At 71.0% G+C, this 15,598-nt stretch carries 12 protein-coding genes; 4 read left to right on the forward strand and 8 right to left on the reverse strand.

What is annotated here, in order from left to right; all coding sequences use genetic code 11:
* Positions 1 to 15: 15 nt before the first annotated feature.
* Genes ACWDR3_RS01830 through ACWDR3_RS01840 form a run of 3 tightly spaced genes read left to right on the forward strand, consistent with a single transcriptional unit; the run spans position 16 to position 3,348 of the window.
* Positions 16 to 1,215, forward strand: a complete 1,200-nt coding sequence (locus ACWDR3_RS01830; RefSeq protein ID WP_450349947.1) for a toxic anion resistance protein — start codon at positions 16 to 18, stop codon at positions 1,213 to 1,215.
* Entirely contained in the window at positions 1,212 to 2,753 is a 1,542-nt protein-coding gene (locus ACWDR3_RS01835; RefSeq protein WP_450349949.1) for a substrate-binding domain-containing protein, read from the forward strand. Before ACWDR3_RS01830 ends, ACWDR3_RS01835 begins: the two co-directional genes overlap by 4 nt.
* Positions 2,740 to 3,348, forward strand: coding sequence for a hypothetical protein (locus ACWDR3_RS01840; protein ID WP_450349950.1), 609 nt, complete (start codon positions 2,740 to 2,742; stop codon positions 3,346 to 3,348). The genes ACWDR3_RS01835 and ACWDR3_RS01840 overlap by 14 nt, the downstream gene beginning before the upstream one ends.
* A gap of 27 nt (positions 3,349 to 3,375) precedes the next feature.
* On the opposite strand, the gene ACWDR3_RS01845 is transcribed toward ACWDR3_RS01840, so the two are convergent.
* From ACWDR3_RS01845 to ACWDR3_RS01880, 8 genes are all read right to left on the reverse strand, one after another.
* Positions 3,376 to 4,554, reverse strand: a complete 1,179-nt coding sequence (locus ACWDR3_RS01845) for a hypothetical protein (RefSeq protein WP_450349952.1) — start codon at positions 4,552 to 4,554, stop codon at positions 3,376 to 3,378.
* Positions 4,551 to 5,351 carry a PP2C family serine/threonine-protein phosphatase gene (locus ACWDR3_RS01850; RefSeq protein ID WP_450349954.1) on the reverse strand — a complete coding sequence of 267 codons (801 nt, stop codon included), beginning with the start codon at positions 5,349 to 5,351 and terminating at the stop codon, positions 4,551 to 4,553. The genes ACWDR3_RS01845 and ACWDR3_RS01850 overlap by 4 nt, the downstream gene beginning before the upstream one ends.
* A 3-nt stretch (positions 5,352 to 5,354) precedes the next feature.
* On the reverse strand, positions 5,355 to 6,116 hold the full coding sequence (locus tag ACWDR3_RS01855) for a vWA domain-containing protein (RefSeq protein ID WP_280881018.1): 762 nt from the start codon (positions 6,114 to 6,116) through the stop codon (positions 5,355 to 5,357).
* Positions 6,117 to 6,142: 26 nt separating this feature from the next.
* Positions 6,143 to 7,060, reverse strand: coding sequence for a hypothetical protein (locus ACWDR3_RS01860; protein WP_450350114.1), 918 nt, complete (start codon positions 7,058 to 7,060; stop codon positions 6,143 to 6,145).
* 104 nt (positions 7,061 to 7,164) lie between these two features.
* On the reverse strand, positions 7,165 to 7,620 hold the full coding sequence (locus tag ACWDR3_RS01865; protein WP_450349955.1) for a hypothetical protein: 456 nt from the start codon (positions 7,618 to 7,620) through the stop codon (positions 7,165 to 7,167).
* The gene (locus ACWDR3_RS01870) at positions 7,607 to 8,593 is read right to left on the reverse strand and encodes a serine/threonine-protein kinase (protein ID WP_450349956.1); all 987 of its coding nucleotides are present in this window, start codon (positions 8,591 to 8,593) and stop codon (positions 7,607 to 7,609) included. Before ACWDR3_RS01870 ends, ACWDR3_RS01865 begins: the two co-directional genes overlap by 14 nt.
* A 212-nt stretch (positions 8,594 to 8,805) precedes the next feature.
* Positions 8,806 to 11,184 carry a phosphoenolpyruvate carboxykinase (GTP) gene (locus ACWDR3_RS01875; protein ID WP_450349957.1) on the reverse strand — a complete coding sequence of 793 codons (2,379 nt, stop codon included), beginning with the start codon at positions 11,182 to 11,184 and terminating at the stop codon, positions 8,806 to 8,808.
* A 160-nt stretch (positions 11,185 to 11,344) separates the two neighbouring features.
* Positions 11,345 to 11,947 (reverse strand): TetR/AcrR family transcriptional regulator, encoded by a 603-nt coding sequence (locus ACWDR3_RS01880; protein WP_401716526.1) that lies wholly within the window; start codon positions 11,945 to 11,947, stop codon positions 11,345 to 11,347.
* 201 nt (positions 11,948 to 12,148) lie between these two features.
* Here ACWDR3_RS01880 and ACWDR3_RS01885 point away from each other — a divergent pair, with 201 nt between their 5' ends.
* A complete protein-coding gene (locus ACWDR3_RS01885; protein WP_450349958.1) occupies positions 12,149 to 15,391 on the forward strand; it encodes a S41 family peptidase in 3,243 nt (1,080 codons plus the stop codon).
* Positions 15,392 to 15,598 lie beyond the last annotated feature (207 nt).

A 15,598-nucleotide genomic window follows, 5' to 3' on the forward strand; every position in this document is an offset into this window, starting at 1 on the left:
CGGGGGGACAGACACGTGAACGATCACAACACCAGTCAGAACAGCAGCCACAGCAGCGACGACACCTTCACGCTCACTCCGCCCGAGGCCGTGACCGCAGTGCCGCGGGAGAAGGCAGGCGGGCTCGTGCCCGTCGCCGACACCGTCCGCACCGACATGGCACAGAAGGCCGCCGCGTACGTCGACGGGCTCGCCGCGCTCGACGCCCGCTCACCCGAGTTCGCCGGCAAGGTCGGCGAGATCACCGCGCTCGGCGCCGGCGAGATGCGTACCGCGACCGCACAATCCAACCGGATGCTGGAGCGGACCGTCCGCTCTCTGCCGGACAAGGGCGGGGACGCGCAGTCCCAGGTCGCCGGGTCGCTCGTCGAACTCCGGCGTGTGGTCGAGGACTTGGATCCGCGGGACATGCCGGCCGGCAAGGGGCGGAAGTTCCTGTCCCGGCTGCCCGGCGGCAACAAGCTGCGCGACCACGTCGCCAAGTACGCCTCCGCGCAAGGGACCTTGAACAAGATCGTCGGCTCCCTGCGCGGCGGCCAGGACGAACTGCGGCGCGACAACGCCGCGTTGCAGACCGAGCGGGTCCGCCTCTGGGAGACCATGGGCAAGCTGCAGGAGTACGTCGTGCTGACCGAGGCCCTGGACGCGGCCGTCGAGCAGCACATCGCCGGTGTCGCGGAGTTGGAGGCGGCCGACAGTCTCCGCGCCGACGTGCTCTTCCCCGTCCGGCAGAAGCACCAGGACCTGCTCACCCAACTCGCGGTCTGCGCCCAGGGCTACCTCGCCATGGACGTCGTACGCCGCAACAACGAAGAGCTGATCAAGGGCGTCGACCGGGCGGCCACGACCACCGTGTCGGCGCTGCGGATCTCCGTGATGCTGGCCTCCGCGCTGGACAACCAGAAGAAGGTCGTCGAGCAGGTCAACGCGTTGCGCGGGACCACCGAGGACCTGATCCGGGGCAACGCCGAGATGCTCGCCACGCAGAGCGGGGAGATCCAGCGGATCGCCGCCGACCCGGCCGTGGGCGCCGAGACCCTGCGCTCCGCCTTCCAGCAGATCTACCGCACGCTGGACGCCATCGACACGTACAAGGTCCAGGCGACCGAGGTGATGGCCTCGACCGTCGAGTCCCTGACCGCCGAACTCCAGTCCGCCAGCAGCTACTTGGCGCGCAGCAGGTCACAGAGCGCGCTCGAAGGGGGGCTCTCATGAGACGGGGTCTCGTCCTCGTAACCGCGGCCGCCGCCCTGTTGACCGCCTGCACGACTGCGCCCAAGGCGGCCGACCCCGCCGACGACCACTCCCCGCAGCCGGGCACCCTGCGCGTCCTCGCCTCCAGCGAACTCGCCGACATGACACCGGTGTTGGACCAGGTCCGCAAGGACACCGGACTCACCGTCCGCCCCACCTACATGGGCACCCTGGACGCCGTGGACCTGCTCGCCAAGGGCGGCACCGACGGGCTGTACGACGCGGTGTGGCTGTCCTCGGACGACTATCTGCGACTGCGGCCCGAGGCGGCGAAGCGGGTCGTGTCGGAGACGTCGATCATGTCCAGCCCGGTCGCGATCGGCGTGAAGACGGCCGTGGTGAAGGAGTTGGGCTGGCAGCCCGATCACGTCACCTGGTCGCAGGTCGAGCAGGCCGTGCAGGAGGGCCGGCTCAGCTACGGCATGACCGACCCGGCCCGCTCCAACTCCGGTTTCTCCACGCTGATCTCGGTCGCTTCCGCCCTGTCCGGCGCCCAGTCCGCGCTCACCGACGCGGACGTCACCAAGGCCACGCCGAAGCTGAAGGAGTTCTTCAAGGGGCAGCAGCTGACCTCGGGTTCGTCGGGCTGGCTGGCGACCGCCTACGAGCGGCGGGGGAACGTCGACGCGATGCTCAACTACGAGTCGGTCCTCAAGGGCGTCCCCGGTCTGACCGTGATCCGCCCCACCGACGGCGTGGTCACCGCCGACTACCCGCTCTCCTCCCTCGCCGCCACCAGCGCGGCGACCCGCGAGGAGGTCCGCCGTCTGACCGAGGCCCTGCGCACCCCGGAGATCCAGCGGCAGATCACAGAGCGCACTCACCGCCGCCCGGTCGTCCCCTCCGTGAAGCCGGCGGCCGGCCTCGACACCAGCCGCCGCCGTGAACTGCCCTTCCCCGGCAGCCGATCCGTCGCCGACGGACTCCTCGACGCCTACGAGAACAAGCTGCGCCGCCCCTCCCGCACGGTCTACGTCCTCGACACCTCGGGCTCGATGAAGGGCGACCGCCTCGCCCGGCTGAAGAAGGCGCTCACCGACCTCACCGCGGACTTCCGCGACCGCGAGGAGGTGACGCTGATGCCCTTCGGCTCGGACGTGAAGAGCGTCCGCACCCATGTGATCGACCCGGCCGACCCGCAGACCGGTCTGAACGGCGTCCGCAAGGACACCAAGGCGCTCAGCGCCCAGGGCGACACCGCGATCTTCTCCTCGCTGGAGAAGGCGTACGACCATCTCGGCGCCGACGACGACACGTTCACGTCGATCGTGCTGATGACGGACGGCGAGAACACGACCGGCGCCAAGTCCGCTGACTTCGACGCCTTCTACCGCGGGCTCGGCGCGCAGCAGCGGCAGACCCCGGTCTTCCCGATCCTCTTCGGCGACTCCGACCGGGCGGAGCTGGAGCACATCGCCGAACTGACCGGCGGCCGCCTCTTCGACGCCCAGAAGGGCTCGCTGGACGGCGCCTTCGAGGAGATCCGTGGCTACCAGTAGGTTCGTGGGGTTCCTGGAGTCCCGCAAGAACATCACCGGCAGCGCCTGCGGACTGGTGGGCGTGGTGCTGACCTTCGTCGGCGCGGCGGGACCGTACTGGCCCGTCGTGGTCGTCGGCCTCTACGGCGCGGGCGCGCTCATCGCCCCGCCGGAGCGCCCGGCGCCGCCCGCCTTCCCGGACCCGTCCGCCCAACTCGACGAGGTGCGCGAGGACTTCGAGCGGCTCGGCGGCTATCTCGCCGGCGTCGAGCTGCCGCCGGCCGCGGCGGGCCGGCTCACCGAACTGACCGAGCTGCTGGCCGCGTTGCTCGACCCGGGCTGGGCCACGGAGTTGCTGGGCCAGGACCCCGAGGGCCTGCACACCCTCTCCCGGGCGGTGCGCCAGGACATCCCGGAGGCCGTCGACACCTTCGTACGCACCCGGTGGTGGAGTCGGATGGCGCCGGGGCAGGAGCCGCCGGAGCGGCACCTGGAACGGCAGTTGACGCTCCTCCAGGAGGAGGCGGACCGGCTGGCCTCGTCCCTGCGGGAGACGGAGGCGCGGCGGCAGGAGTCGCACACGCGGTATCTGGAGGAGCGAGGCCGGGGGGCCTGAGCCGACCCCTCGGCCACCGGGCCCGCGTCATCCTGCCTGGATCCTGACCAGTACCACGATCAGCACCAGCACCACGAGCAGCAGCACCGCCACCTTCACCGCCCCCAACCGGCCGCCGCCTGAGGGCTCTTGGACGACCGGCGCCGGAACCGGAGGTGGCAGCGGCACCGGTGCCGGGCCGTTGAACACGTCGTGGCCGGTCAGGGCCGCGCGCGTGCACCAGGGGCAGGTCGGCAGGTGCGAACCGTAGGTGTGCAGGGGGCGGTTGGGGCAGCTGCGCATGCGGGCCCGCTCCCGGTCGAGCGCCCGTAGCCAGGCCTCCGCCGGTGGGCGGGCGGCGGGGGCGTGCACGCCGGGGCCGAAGGCGGCGCGGGCCAGGGTGAGCAACTCCGGTGGCAGTACGGACGGGTCGACCGTGCCGCGCGGGATGACGACCGACTCGGGGCGCACCACGTAGGAGCAGCTCGCGGCGATGTTGTCCTTGACCGTGGACTCGGAGGTGCTCTCGTGCGGGACGCCCCCGAAGGGGTGGTTGCCGGCCGTCAGGAGTTGGTAGACGAGGACCGCGAGGGCGAAGTCGTCGCTGGCGCGGGTGGCGGGGCCGCCGGCCTGGCGCTCGGGGGACGAGTAGTCGGTGGTGTGCATCAGGCACGGGAAGGGCTCACCGGTGACCGCGTCGGTGAAGGCGATGGAGTCGCAGTCCAGGAAGGTGACGAAGCCGTTGGCGTCGACGACCACGTTGCTGCTGGAGAAGTCTCCGATGACGAGGTGGTCGTGGTGCATGCGGGCGGTCATGAAGGCGAGGTTCCAGGAGACGCCGAGCAGGAACCGCCAGTCCGCCCGCTCCGGGAACAGCCGCAGCCGCTGGGCGCGGGTGAACAGACCGACCAGCTGGACGTGTTCGGGCTCTCCGAAGCGGTGCATGGCGTAGCCGAGGAACTCGCCCTCCGCACCCCGGGCGATCGCGGTCGGCCAGGCCAGCTCCGGCGGCTGGGACCGGTCGGTGGGGCGGGCGGCGAGCGGGGACATGGTCAGCATCCGGGCCAACCGCCGCTCCTGGTCGGGGCCCGGCGGCTCGCGGTAGAGCTTGACGACCGTGCCGTGGTCGCCCTCGACCGGGAAGACCGCCGCCTGGCCGCCGCCCTTGAGCGGGAGTTCGGCCAACTGGGCCTGCTTGCCGTCGAGATACACCACCCGGCCGCTCATCCCCGTACCTCCCGCACGGCCCGCAGCAGCGTCTTGTCGTCGGCGTTCAGCGCGGTCAGCCGGTCCGACCTGAGCAGCGCGGCCAGGTTCTCGTGCGCGCTGTCGGAGACCGGGCCCGGAGTGGTGTCCAGGGAGCGGAAGACGGCGTCCACGAAAGAGGCGTTGGGCGTGGGCGCGCCCCCTGCCGAGCGGGACAGGGCGGCCTGCGCGAGGCCGTCGGTGGACAGCAGCACCCCGTCGACGCGCGGGTCGCACACGCAGTCGGTGTGGATCCGGCGGGCCGCGTCCGGCGAGGTGAGGAAGACCGTCTCGTTGCTGTACTCGCTCACCGCGGCCGGCTGCGGCAGCGCGTGGAACTGCCGCTCTCCGTCCTCCGTCCCGGCCCGCAGCACCACGAAGCCGTCGCCGACGGTGAGATGACCTAGCCAGCCGGGGGTCAGCACGACGACGGTGAGCGTGGTCGCGAAGTCCGTCGCCGAGGCTCCGGTGGTGTCCAGGAACACCTTGGTGACGTCGTGGAAGGCGTCCGCGAGCAGGTCGTGCACGGCCTCGCCGGGCGAGGTGTCGACGGCGGCCGATGACCTGCGTACGAAGTGTTCGACGGCCAGGTCCACCGCGAGCCGGGAGCCCTCCTCCGAGCGCGGTCGGCTGCCCGCGCCGTCCGCGACCGCGAGCACCGCGACCTGTCCCGACACGGTGTGCGCGCACGCGTCCTGGCAGGGCCGGCCGTCTCTGCGGTGCCGGTAGCCCTCGACGCTCATGCCGTGCATCCGCCAGCCGGCCCGGCCCGCGCCCATCGCCTAGCTCTCCCAGGCCGGGCGCTGGGTCTTGAACTGGCTGAAGATCTTCTCGAAGACCTCGTCGCCCGCGCCCTTCTGCTCGGCGTTCGCGCTCGCGGACATCATCTGGAGCAGTTCGCGGAACGGGAAGCCCTGGATACGGGCGTTGAACGTCGGCGCGAAGGCGCGCAGCACCTGTTCGCCGATGTCGGTGATCCCGCCGACGCCGATCGCGTAGAGCCGGAAGCGGCGGGCGCGCTGCTCCTCGGCGAGGACGGGGACAAGGCGTTGCCAGGAGTCGGTGCGGCGGCCGGTGCCGTCGGTGGGCAGTCCGTCGGTGACCAGGCAGATCTGCGGGCGGTAGTACTGGAGCCCGGAAGCGCGCAGTTCCGCCTTGCGGGCCGCGACCACGTGCATCGACAGCTCCAGCGCCTCGGTCATCAACGTCACGCCGGCGGCCGCCAGTCGGGGCGGCCGGAAGGTGTGGGCGGGCACGAACGGGCTCACCGGCGTCCCCGGCGGCAGCGGCTGCGGGCCGCGCCAGGCGGCGACGCCCTGTCCGCCGAAGGTGACCAGCGCGACCTCGACGGAGTAGCTGAGCGCCACGTCGTCGTGGAGTTCGCGGGTCCACTCCACGAGCGCGTCGTTGAGCGTCTGGATCGGGGGGCCCGCCATCGAGCTGGACGTGTCGAGGCACAGCACCAGCGGCAGCCGCTGGGCGTTGTTCTCGAACTCGATGTCGGCGTACTCCGCCGGCAGGGTGGGCGGGTATTCGCTGGACATGGGCCTCTCCTGGTGGAACCGGTACGTCAGCGGGCGGGTCGCCCCGCGGCGGGCGGGAAGGCGTGCAGGACGTCCGCGTCCTTGTCCGAGGCGTCGGTGACGTCGACGGGCGCGCCGGGCGCGGGCGGCGCCTGTCCGGGCTCCGCCCACACCGCCCGGTACAGGACGCGGTCGACCTCGACGTATCCCTGCGGATGCAGATCGGTACGGACGACGGCGGACCTTGTCGGGCCACCACGGCCACCGTCGCGGGCCCGATGTCGGCCACCGGAACGGGCGGGGGTGGCGCGCAGGGCACGGGTGGGCTCGTCGGCGTCGGCGGTGCGCGAGGCCTGACCGGCCGTGGCGGGGGCGGGAGTTCGGGTGCGGCGGACGAGGAGGAAGAAGGCGCCGAGGAGGAGGACGAGGACGGTGGCGACGGCGGGGAGCAGCCAGGGGGGTCGGCCGTCGTCGGCGGGGTCGTAGACGTAGCCGACGCGCTTCTCGATGTTCGTCCCGGTCAGGTCGTTGCCCGACACGTCGTCCTTGGCGACCTGGTCGCACAGGGTCTTGTTGCCGGCCTCGGTGCAGACGCCGTTGTCCACGAGGTCCTTGTGTGTCCGCTCCGACAACTTGGTGATCTTGGCGTCCGGGTCGACGATCCTGCTGTCGGCCAGCAGGAGCAGGACAGTGCCGCCTTCGCCGGTGGTGACGCCGGCCGGTACCTGGACCGCCAGGTCGTGTTCGTTTCCATCGGCGTTGTCGATGGCGTCCTCGCGGTCCGACCTGGAACCGTCGAGCGCCAGCGAGCGGTTGAGGGTGACCGTGACGTTGCCGTCGTCCAGCCGACCCGTCCAGCACTTCAGCCTGGCCGAGAAGTCCCCACCGCACTCCTCGTCCGCCCCGGCCGCCGGAGCGACCGCCGTCAGGACGAGGAGAATTCCCAGAAAGATGGTGAAACGCAACGATCGCCCCATGGGCACCCCCGTGGCCCGAAAAGACCCCCGCCCATAGTGGAGCCAACAGGCCCGCGTCCGAAAGGGGTTGTGCCCCCTCACACCGGCCACTTCTACAACTGGAACACCTGGTGGCAGCGGATGAACATCTGCCGCGCCCGTTCCACCCAATCACTGGCCAGAGCATCGAAATCCGACTGTGTGACCCGGCAGATCAGCGGGAGGTCGCACACCCCCGCGAGACACGGCCGAGGTCCCCGGACGTCCCAGACGGAGAGCATCGGATTGAGCTGTTCCGTGTTCCACGCGTTCGACGCGGCCGCGGCGAGGGCGAGTTGATCGTGGCGCAGGTACTGGCCGTCGGTGACGAAGGCGACCAGCAGCCGTTTGGTGGTCATGAAGCGGACCGTGAGCGTGCGGCCGGTCTCCTCCAGATCGAAGCGCAGGGACACGGAGTCGGTGTCCGTAAGGGCGTGGTAGTTCCGCCCCGCACCCCACTTCTGCACCAACTGCCGCCAGTGCGTGCCGATTTCGAGGACCGGGGCGGGAAAGGACTCAGAGGGAGCCACGGTTCACCGCCCGGGAAACCATCGCGTCGGTCAGGCCTGCGTCCAGCAGGGCCTGGGCGTGCAGCAGCAGACAGGACGGCACGGACACGCTCGTACCGGAGGAGCGGCGGGCCGCCAGCTCGCTGACCCGCAGCTCGATCGTCCGTCTCACCTTGGGCGGCGGCCAGGACGGCGACTGCGCGGTCTCCGCGAGGAGTTCGGTCAGCAGCACGTCGAGCGGGGGCCGGTCCTCGGGCTTCTTGGCCAGGCAGCGGGCGATCAGCGGGCGGATGCCCGGGGGTACGGCGTCGAGTTCGGGTTCGCCGCAGACGACCTGGTAGCGCACGGACTCGCCGATGCCGTGCGGCGGACGGCCGGTGAGGGCGTACACCAGGACTCCGCCGAGAGAGAAGACGTCACTGGGCGGGCCGACCCGCGCGCCCTTCATCTGCTCGGGGGACATGAACGGCGGGGTGCCGACGATGAGTCCGGCCTGGGTGAGGCCGGGGGCGCCGTCGACGCGGGAGATGCCGAAGTCGATGACACGGGGGCCGTCGGCGGCCAGCAGCACGTTGGACGGCTTGAGGTCGCGGTGCACGACTCCCGCCGCGTGCACGGCCTGCAACGCCTCGACCAGGAAGGCGCCGAGCTTGCGGACCTGCGCCTCGGGCAGCGGGCCGTCGGTGCGGACGGCCTCGGTGAGCGAGGGGCCCGCCACGTACATCGTGGCCAGCCAGGGCAGTTCGGCCTCCGTGTCGGCGTCGATCACGGCCGCCGTGTACGCGCCGCTGACCACCCGGGCGGCGGCGACCTCGCGGGCGAAGCGCTCCCGGAACTCGGGCTCGGCGGCCAGTTCCTGGCGCACCACCTTCACCGCCACCTCACGCCCGGCCGGCGAACGGCCGAGATACACCCATCCCATGCCGCCGGACCCGAGCCGCCCGACGATCCGGTAGGGCCCCACCTTCAGGGGATCGCTGACCGGTGTGCGCACCCCGCTCACCTCATTTCGGGGTTCGTTGCAGGATGTCCCGAGTGTCCCGCGAAATCCGGGTGCGCACAGAGGTGATGCGAGAAGTGGAAGCCGTCGGTTTCACGACAAGGGCGAGGGCCCGCCGCCCCCGTTCCCGTCGGGGCGGACGCGAACGGTGACGACGGGCCCACAGTCCCGCACGCCGTTGTGCGGGACCTCGCCGGTCTCGGGGGCTAGCCCAGGCGCTCCACCAGCGCGCGGTACTCGTCCCACAGTTCCTTCGGTGTGTGCTCGCCGAAGGTGTTGAGGTGGTCCGGCACCAGCGCGGCCTCCTCGCGCCAGATCTCCTTGTCGACCGTGAGCAGGAACTCCAGGTCGGACTCGGCCAGTTCGAGGCCCTTGGTGTCGAGGGCGCCCTTGGCCGGCAGCACGCCGATCGGGGTCTCGACGCCCTCGGCGCGGCCGTCGAGGCGGTCCACGATCCACTTCAGGACGCGGCTGTTCTCACCGAAGCCGGGCCAGACGAACTTGCCCGCGTCGTTCTTGCGGAACCAGTTGACGTAGTAGATCTTCGGCAGCTTCGACTGGTCGCGGCCCTTGGCCACATCGACCCAGTGGCCCATGTAGTCGCCCATGTTGTAGCCGCAGAACGGCAGCATGGCGAAGGGGTCGCGGCGCAGCTCGCCGACCTTGCCCTCGGCGGCGGCGGTCTTCTCGGAGGCCACGTTGGCGCCGAGGAAGACGCCGTGGTTCCAGTCGAAGGACTCGGTGACCAGCGGTACGGCGGTGGCGCGCCGGCCGCCGAAGAGGATCGCCGAGATCGGCACGCCCTTGGGGTTCTCCCACTCGGGCGCGATGATCGGGCACTGCGCGGCGGGGGTGGTGAAGCGGGCGTTGGGGTGGGCGGCGGGCGTCTCGGACTCCGGTGTCCAGGAGTTGCCCTTCCAGTCGGTGAGGTGGGCCGGGGTCTCCTCCGTCATGCCCTCCCACCAGATGTCGTTGTCGTCGGTCAACGCGACGTTGGTGAAGACCGAGTTGCCCCACAGGGTCTTCATCGCGTTGGCGTTGGTGTGCTCACCGGTGCCGGGCGCGACGCCGAAGAAGCCGGCCTCGGGGTTGATCGCGTAGAGCCGGCCGTCCTCGCCGAACCGCATCCAGGCGATGTCGTCACCGATGGTCTCGACGGTCCAGCCGGAGATGGTGGGCTCCAGCATGGCGAGGTTGGTCTTGCCGCAGGCGCTCGGGAAGGCTGCGGCGACGTACTTCGACTCGCCCTGCGGGGGCGTGAGTTTGAGGATCAGCATGTGCTCGGCGAGCCAGCCCTCGTCGCGCGCCATGACGGAGGCGATGCGCAGGGCGTAGCACTTCTTGCCCAGCAGCGCGTTGCCGCCGTAGCCGGAGCCGTAGGACCAGATCTCGCGGCTCTCGGGGAAGTGCGAGTCGAGGGAGCTCGCGGGGATGGCCGCGGCGCCCAGGCCGACCACGCCGAGCAGCAGCACGGCGATCGGACGGCGTACGACGAAGCTCGCCCAGCGCGTGCCCATGTTGGGCTTGTCGGCCTTCTTGGCCGCGCGGGCCCCGCCCAGGAACCTGCTCTTCTGGCCGGCCGGCTTGATCTTGCGGCCCGCGTAGCCCAGCAGCGCCGGGATCATGGTCAGGGCGATGAAGACCGCGATCGCGACCGTACCGGCGGCTGCCACGCCCATCTTCGTCAGCATCGGGATGTTGACCACCGACAGGCCGACCAGCGCGATGACCACCGTAAGACCCGCGAAGACCACCGCGGAGCCGGCCGTGCCGACCGCTCGCCCTGCCGCTTCCTCGCGATCTCGGCCGTCGGCGAGTTCCGCTCGATAGCGGGAGACGACGAACAGGGCGTAGTCGATGCCGACCGCGAGGCCGATCATCATCGCCAGGGTGGAGGTGGTGGAGCCGAGGTCCAGCGTGCTGGCCAGGCCGGTGATCGCCGCGACACCGATGCCCACGCCGATGAGGGCGGTCAGCAGCGGCAGTCCGGCCGCTATCAGCGAGCCGAAGGTGATGACCAGGACGACGGCCGCGACCGCGATGCCGATGATCTCGGTGGACCCGGTCTCGGGCGTGGTCTGGAGGGCGTCACCGCCGACCTCGACGGTCAGCCCGGCGTCCTGCGCCTGCTTGGCGGTGTCCTCCAGGGCGTCCCGGGAGGAGTCCTTGAGCTCCATGCCGGAGACCTTGTAGCTCACCGACGCGTAGGCGATCGTGCCGTTCTTGCTGACCGCGTTCGACTTGAACGGGTCGGCGACGGAGGTGACCTCGGAGCCGTCGGCCAGGTCGTCGACCGCCTTGGTCACGATGGCCTTGTTGGCGGAGTCGGAGATCTTCTCACCGGCCGGCGCCTTGAAGACGACACGTGCGGTGGCGCCGTCGGCACTGGTGCCGGGGAAGCGCGCCTCCAGCAGGTCGAAGGCCTTCTGGGCCTCCGTGCCCGGGACGGAGAAGGAGGTCGTTCCGGGGGTCGGGGCGCTGGCCGCGCCCACTCCGACGAGGGTCAGCAGTGCCACCCAGAACAGGGCGACGAAGTGCCGTCGCCTGAAGGCGAACCGGCCGAGTTTGTAGAGGATCGTGGCCACGAGGGCGGTCTCCCGGTCAGGTCGTGTGAGGTGCAGGGCAGGGGTGATCAACCCGGCAGGGAGGCAGGGGTGATCGTCCCGACGACTTGAGCGGTGACGTCAGGTGGTGAGGTGGCGCAGGGGGATACGGGGAGGGGTCAGCTGACGGGTGGGCCAGGGATCAGCTGGTGGGTACACCGAGGGCGGGGAGGACCACGGCGTCGATGTACGAGACGAGGAAGTCCTGGGTGGGCGGCTGGTCTTCGAGCAGCGCCCGGGTCGCGAACCCGCCGACCATCATGTGCACCACGAACTCCAGCGCGGGGCAGTCCTCGCGGACCTCGCCCCGGTCGATGGCACGCCGGATCATCAGGTTGAAGCCGGTCATCTCCGGCTCGACCAGCTGCGCCCGGAAGGCACGGCGCAGATCCGGGTTGTTGTGCATCGCCATGGCGACGCCCCGCATCAGCGACGAGTTCTTCTCGAGGGTGCAGTCGTCGTCGACCCTGATGGAGGCGTGCAGGTCCTCACGGAGGGAACCGGTGTCGATGCCCTCGCCGTGATCCGGCTTGGTGTGCTTGATGGCTCGTACCACCAGCTCGGCCTTGCCGCCCCACTGGCGGTAGAGCGTGGCCTTGCTGGAACGGGTGCGGGCGGCGACGGCGTCCATGGTCAGGGCGTCGTAACCGACCTCACGGAGCAGGTCGAGCACGGCCTCGTAGAGCTCGGCCTCACGCTCGGGCGTGATCCGACTGCGACGCGCCGTTGCGACAACCTCGGTCATGCCTCTCACCTTCTCACTCCGCGTGCTTACTCGTTCGTACAACCATGAAGATACCCCGAAGCCGAGCGAAACGAAACCGTTTCGTACGTGCGCTGGGTCACGTGTGTGAGGATTCCGTAAGAAGGACTCGTCACACAGGCTGTGAAAGTTCGAGCCGGTTCACGAGTTGCTGGTACCCATCCCCCGGAAAAGCATGGGGAGGTGAGCTATCTGCGCCTGCCTCATCTCAGCGGTGATCTGTTGTGCTTCGTGGCCGAGGACGACCTCTGGCTCTCCCCGCTCGACGGCCGGGAGCGTGCCTGGCGGCTGACCGTCGACCGGACGAAGACCGGGCACCCCCGCTTCTCGCCCGACGGCGGGCAGATCGCGTACACGAGCTGGCGCAGTCTGGTGCCCGAGATCCACGTCGTGCCGGTGGACGGCGGGCCCGGGCGGCAGCTCACCTACTGGGGGTCGGCCGACACCCAGGTCTGCGGCTGGGACCCGGGCGGCACGATCCTCGCGGTCGCCTCGCACGGCGAGCCCTTCTCGTACTTCACCTGGGCCTACAAGGTCGCCACCGACGGCGATCCGGGGCGCAAGCTGCCCTGGGGCCCGGTCTCCGACATCCAGGTCGCCGACCTCGACGGCGAGCGCCGGACCCTGCTCCTGACCGGCACCCCGCCCCATGAACCGGCCGCCTGGAAGCGCTACCGGGGCGGCGCCACCGGCCGCCTCTGGCTGCACGGCGAACGGCTCCTCGCCGACCTCGGCGGCCACCTCGACTCCCCCATGTTCGTCGGCGGCCGGATCGCCTTCCTCTCCGACCACGAGGGCGTCGGCAACCTCTACTCCTGCGCCCACGACGGCTCCGACCTGCGCCGGCACACCGACCACGACGCCTTCTACGCCCGGCACGCGGCGAGCGACGGCACCCGGGTGGTGTACCAGTGCGCGGGCGACCTGTGGATCGTCGACGACCTCGCCGCCGGCTCCGAGCCGCGCCGCCTGGAGGTACGGCTCAGCGGCCCGCGCGCGGGCCGGCGCACGTACCAGGTCCCGGCCGCCCAGCACGTCGACGGTCTCTCGGTCGACGAGACGGGCCGCGCGAGCGCCGTCGTCGTCCGCGGCAGCCTGTACTGGCTGACCCACCGCGACGGCCCCGCGCGCACGATCACCGACACCCCGGGCGTACGGGCCCGGCTCCCGGAGATGCTCGGCTCGCTCGGCCAGGTCGCCTACGTCACCGACGCCGAGGGCGAGGACGCGGTCGAGATCGCCTATCTGCCCCGCGCCAGCGGCGACCGCGCGCCACGCCGGCTGGCCTCGGGCGAACTGGGCCGGGTCCTGGAACTGGTGTCGGACGCCAAGGGCGAACGGCTCGCGATCGCCTCCCACGACGGCCGCCTGCTGCTCATCGACGCCACCGAGGACTCCAACGGTGAGGTGACGGAGCTGATCCGGTCCATCAACGGGCCGGTCCGCGACCTCGCCTTCTCCCCCGACGGATCCTGGCTGACCTGGTCGCACCCCGGCATCGGCCGCTCGCTGCGCCAGATCAAGATGGCCCGCATCGCGGGACTCGGCACGGGCGAACGACTGATCGTGGACGTCACGAACGGCCGCTTCGAGGACGAGAACCCGGTCTTCACCAGGGACGGCCGCTATCTCGCGTTCCTCTCCTGGCGCGGCTTCGACCCGGTCTACGACGTCCACACCGGCGACCTCTCCTTCCCGCTCGGCTGCCGCCCCTACCTGGTCCCCCTCTCCTCCGCCACGCCCTCCCCCTTCGCCCTGAGCCCCGAGGGCCGGCCGGCCGCCGGTGGCCTGGACCCGGTGGAGGACGAGGGCGCGGACGGCGCGGTGACCGTCGAGGTGGAGGGCCTGGAGAGCCGGGTCACCCCGTTCCCGGTCACCGCCTCCAAGTACTCGGCGCTGTACCCGGTCGCGGGCGGCGGCCTGGTCTGGCTGCGCTGGCCGATCTCGGGCGCGCTCGGCGAGACCTTCGCCAACCCGGACGACACCAGCGGGCGGCCGACCCTGGAGTACTTCAACATCAGCAAGGCCAAGAAGTCCGAACTGGTCGACCACCTCGACTGGTTCGCCCTCAGCGGCGACGGCACCCGGCTGGTCGTGGTCGACGAGGACGAGCTGCGGGCCGTCCCTTCCACCGAGTCCGGCGACGTCGACAGCACGGTCTGGATCGACCTGCGCCGCATCCTGCACGAGGTCGACCCGCCCGCCGAGTGGCGCCAGTCCTACGAGGAGGCCGGCCGCCTGATCCGCGCCTACTTCTGGGACCCCGGGATGTGCGGCATCGACTGGGACGCGGTCCTCGACCAGTACCGTCCGCTGCTCGAACGGGTCGCCTCCCCCGACGAGTTCGCCGACCTGCTGCGCGAGGTCCTCGGCGAACTGGGCACCTCCCACGCCTACGTCACCCCCGCCCGCCGCAACGAGGGCCCGCCCCACTACCAGCGCCGCCAGGGCCTGCTCGGCGCCAACTTCGCGCGCAGGGACGAGGGTTGGGCCGTCCACCGCATCCTCCCCGGCGACTCCTCCGACTCCAAGGCCCGCTCCCCGCTGGCCGGCACCGGCATCCGCGAGGGCGCGGTCCTCACCCACGTGGACGGCCGCCCGGTGGACCGACTCACCGGCCCCTACCCCCTCTTGGCGGGTGCGGGCGGCACCACGGTGGAGCTGACCTTCACCCCGGCGGAGGGCGAGGCCGGCCGCGCCCGCCGGGTCGCCGTCGTCCCCCTCCTCGACGAACGCCCCCTGCGCTACCAGGACTGGGTGGCCAAACGCCGGGCGGTGGTACGGGAGTTGAGCGGCGGCCGCTGCGGCTACCTGCACATCCCCGACATGGGCGGCTCGGGCTGGGCCCAGTTCAACCGCGACCTGCGGATGGAGGTGTCACGCCCGGCGCTCCTGGTCGACGTGCGCGGCAACGCGGGCGGCCACATCAGCGAGCTGGTGGTCGAGAAGCTCACGCGCGTGATCCTCGGCTGGGACCTCACGCGCAACGCCCAGCCGGTGTCGTACGCGGGAAACGCCCCCCGGGGCCCGGTAGTTGCCCTCGCCGACGAAGCGACGTCCTCCGACGGCGACATGATCACGGCCGCGTTCAAGCTGCTCAAGCTGGGCCCGGTCGTCGGCCAGCGCACCTGGGGCGGAGTCGTCGGCATGACCGGCCGCCACCGCCTGGGCGACGGCACGATCATCACGGTCCCGATGAACGCGGCCTGGTTCGACGCGTACGGCTGGAGCGTGGAGAACCACGGCGTCACCCCGGACCTGGAGGTCCTCCGCACACCCCTGGACTGGGCGGAGGGCCGCCACGTCCAACTCGACGACGCGATCCGACTGGCCGTCGACCTGCTGGAGACGAGGCCGCCGGCAACACCGCCGGACTATTCAGCGGTACCGGACAGGTCGAGGCCAAAATTGCCGCCGCGAGAGTGAGTGAGGCGGGCGCCAACGCCCTGCTTTTGTCTTTGTCTTTCAGGGGCGCGGGGAACTGCGCGACCAGCCCCCCCCGGGCCCGCACCCGACAACGCACCATTCACAGCAACGCAAACATGGGGCGCCCCAACACACAGGGCACCCCATGCTCAGCTGCTGAAGCCAAGTGCAACGGCCGCGCCTCGACCAGATTCACACGCCAGGACA

The sequence above is a fragment of the Streptomyces sp. NPDC001002 genome (genome assembly GCF_053599215.1).

Excerpts from the sequence above, each read along its gene's own strand:
- ACWDR3_RS01835 (WP_450349949.1), top strand. The coding sequence starts at position 1,212 with ATGAGACGGGGTCTCGTCCTCGTAACCGCGGCCGCCGCCCTGTTGACC.
- ACWDR3_RS01845 (WP_450349952.1), bottom strand. The coding sequence starts at position 4,554 with ATGAGCGGCCGGGTGGTGTATCTCGACGGCAAGCAGGCCCAGTTGGCC.
- ACWDR3_RS01850 (WP_450349954.1), bottom strand. The coding sequence starts at position 5,351 with ATGGGCGCGGGCCGGGCCGGCTGGCGGATGCACGGCATGAGCGTCGAG.
- ACWDR3_RS01855 (WP_280881018.1), bottom strand. The coding sequence starts at position 6,116 with ATGTCCAGCGAATACCCGCCCACCCTGCCGGCGGAGTACGCCGACATC.
- ACWDR3_RS01880 (WP_401716526.1), bottom strand. The coding sequence starts at position 11,947 with ATGACCGAGGTTGTCGCAACGGCGCGTCGCAGTCGGATCACGCCCGAG.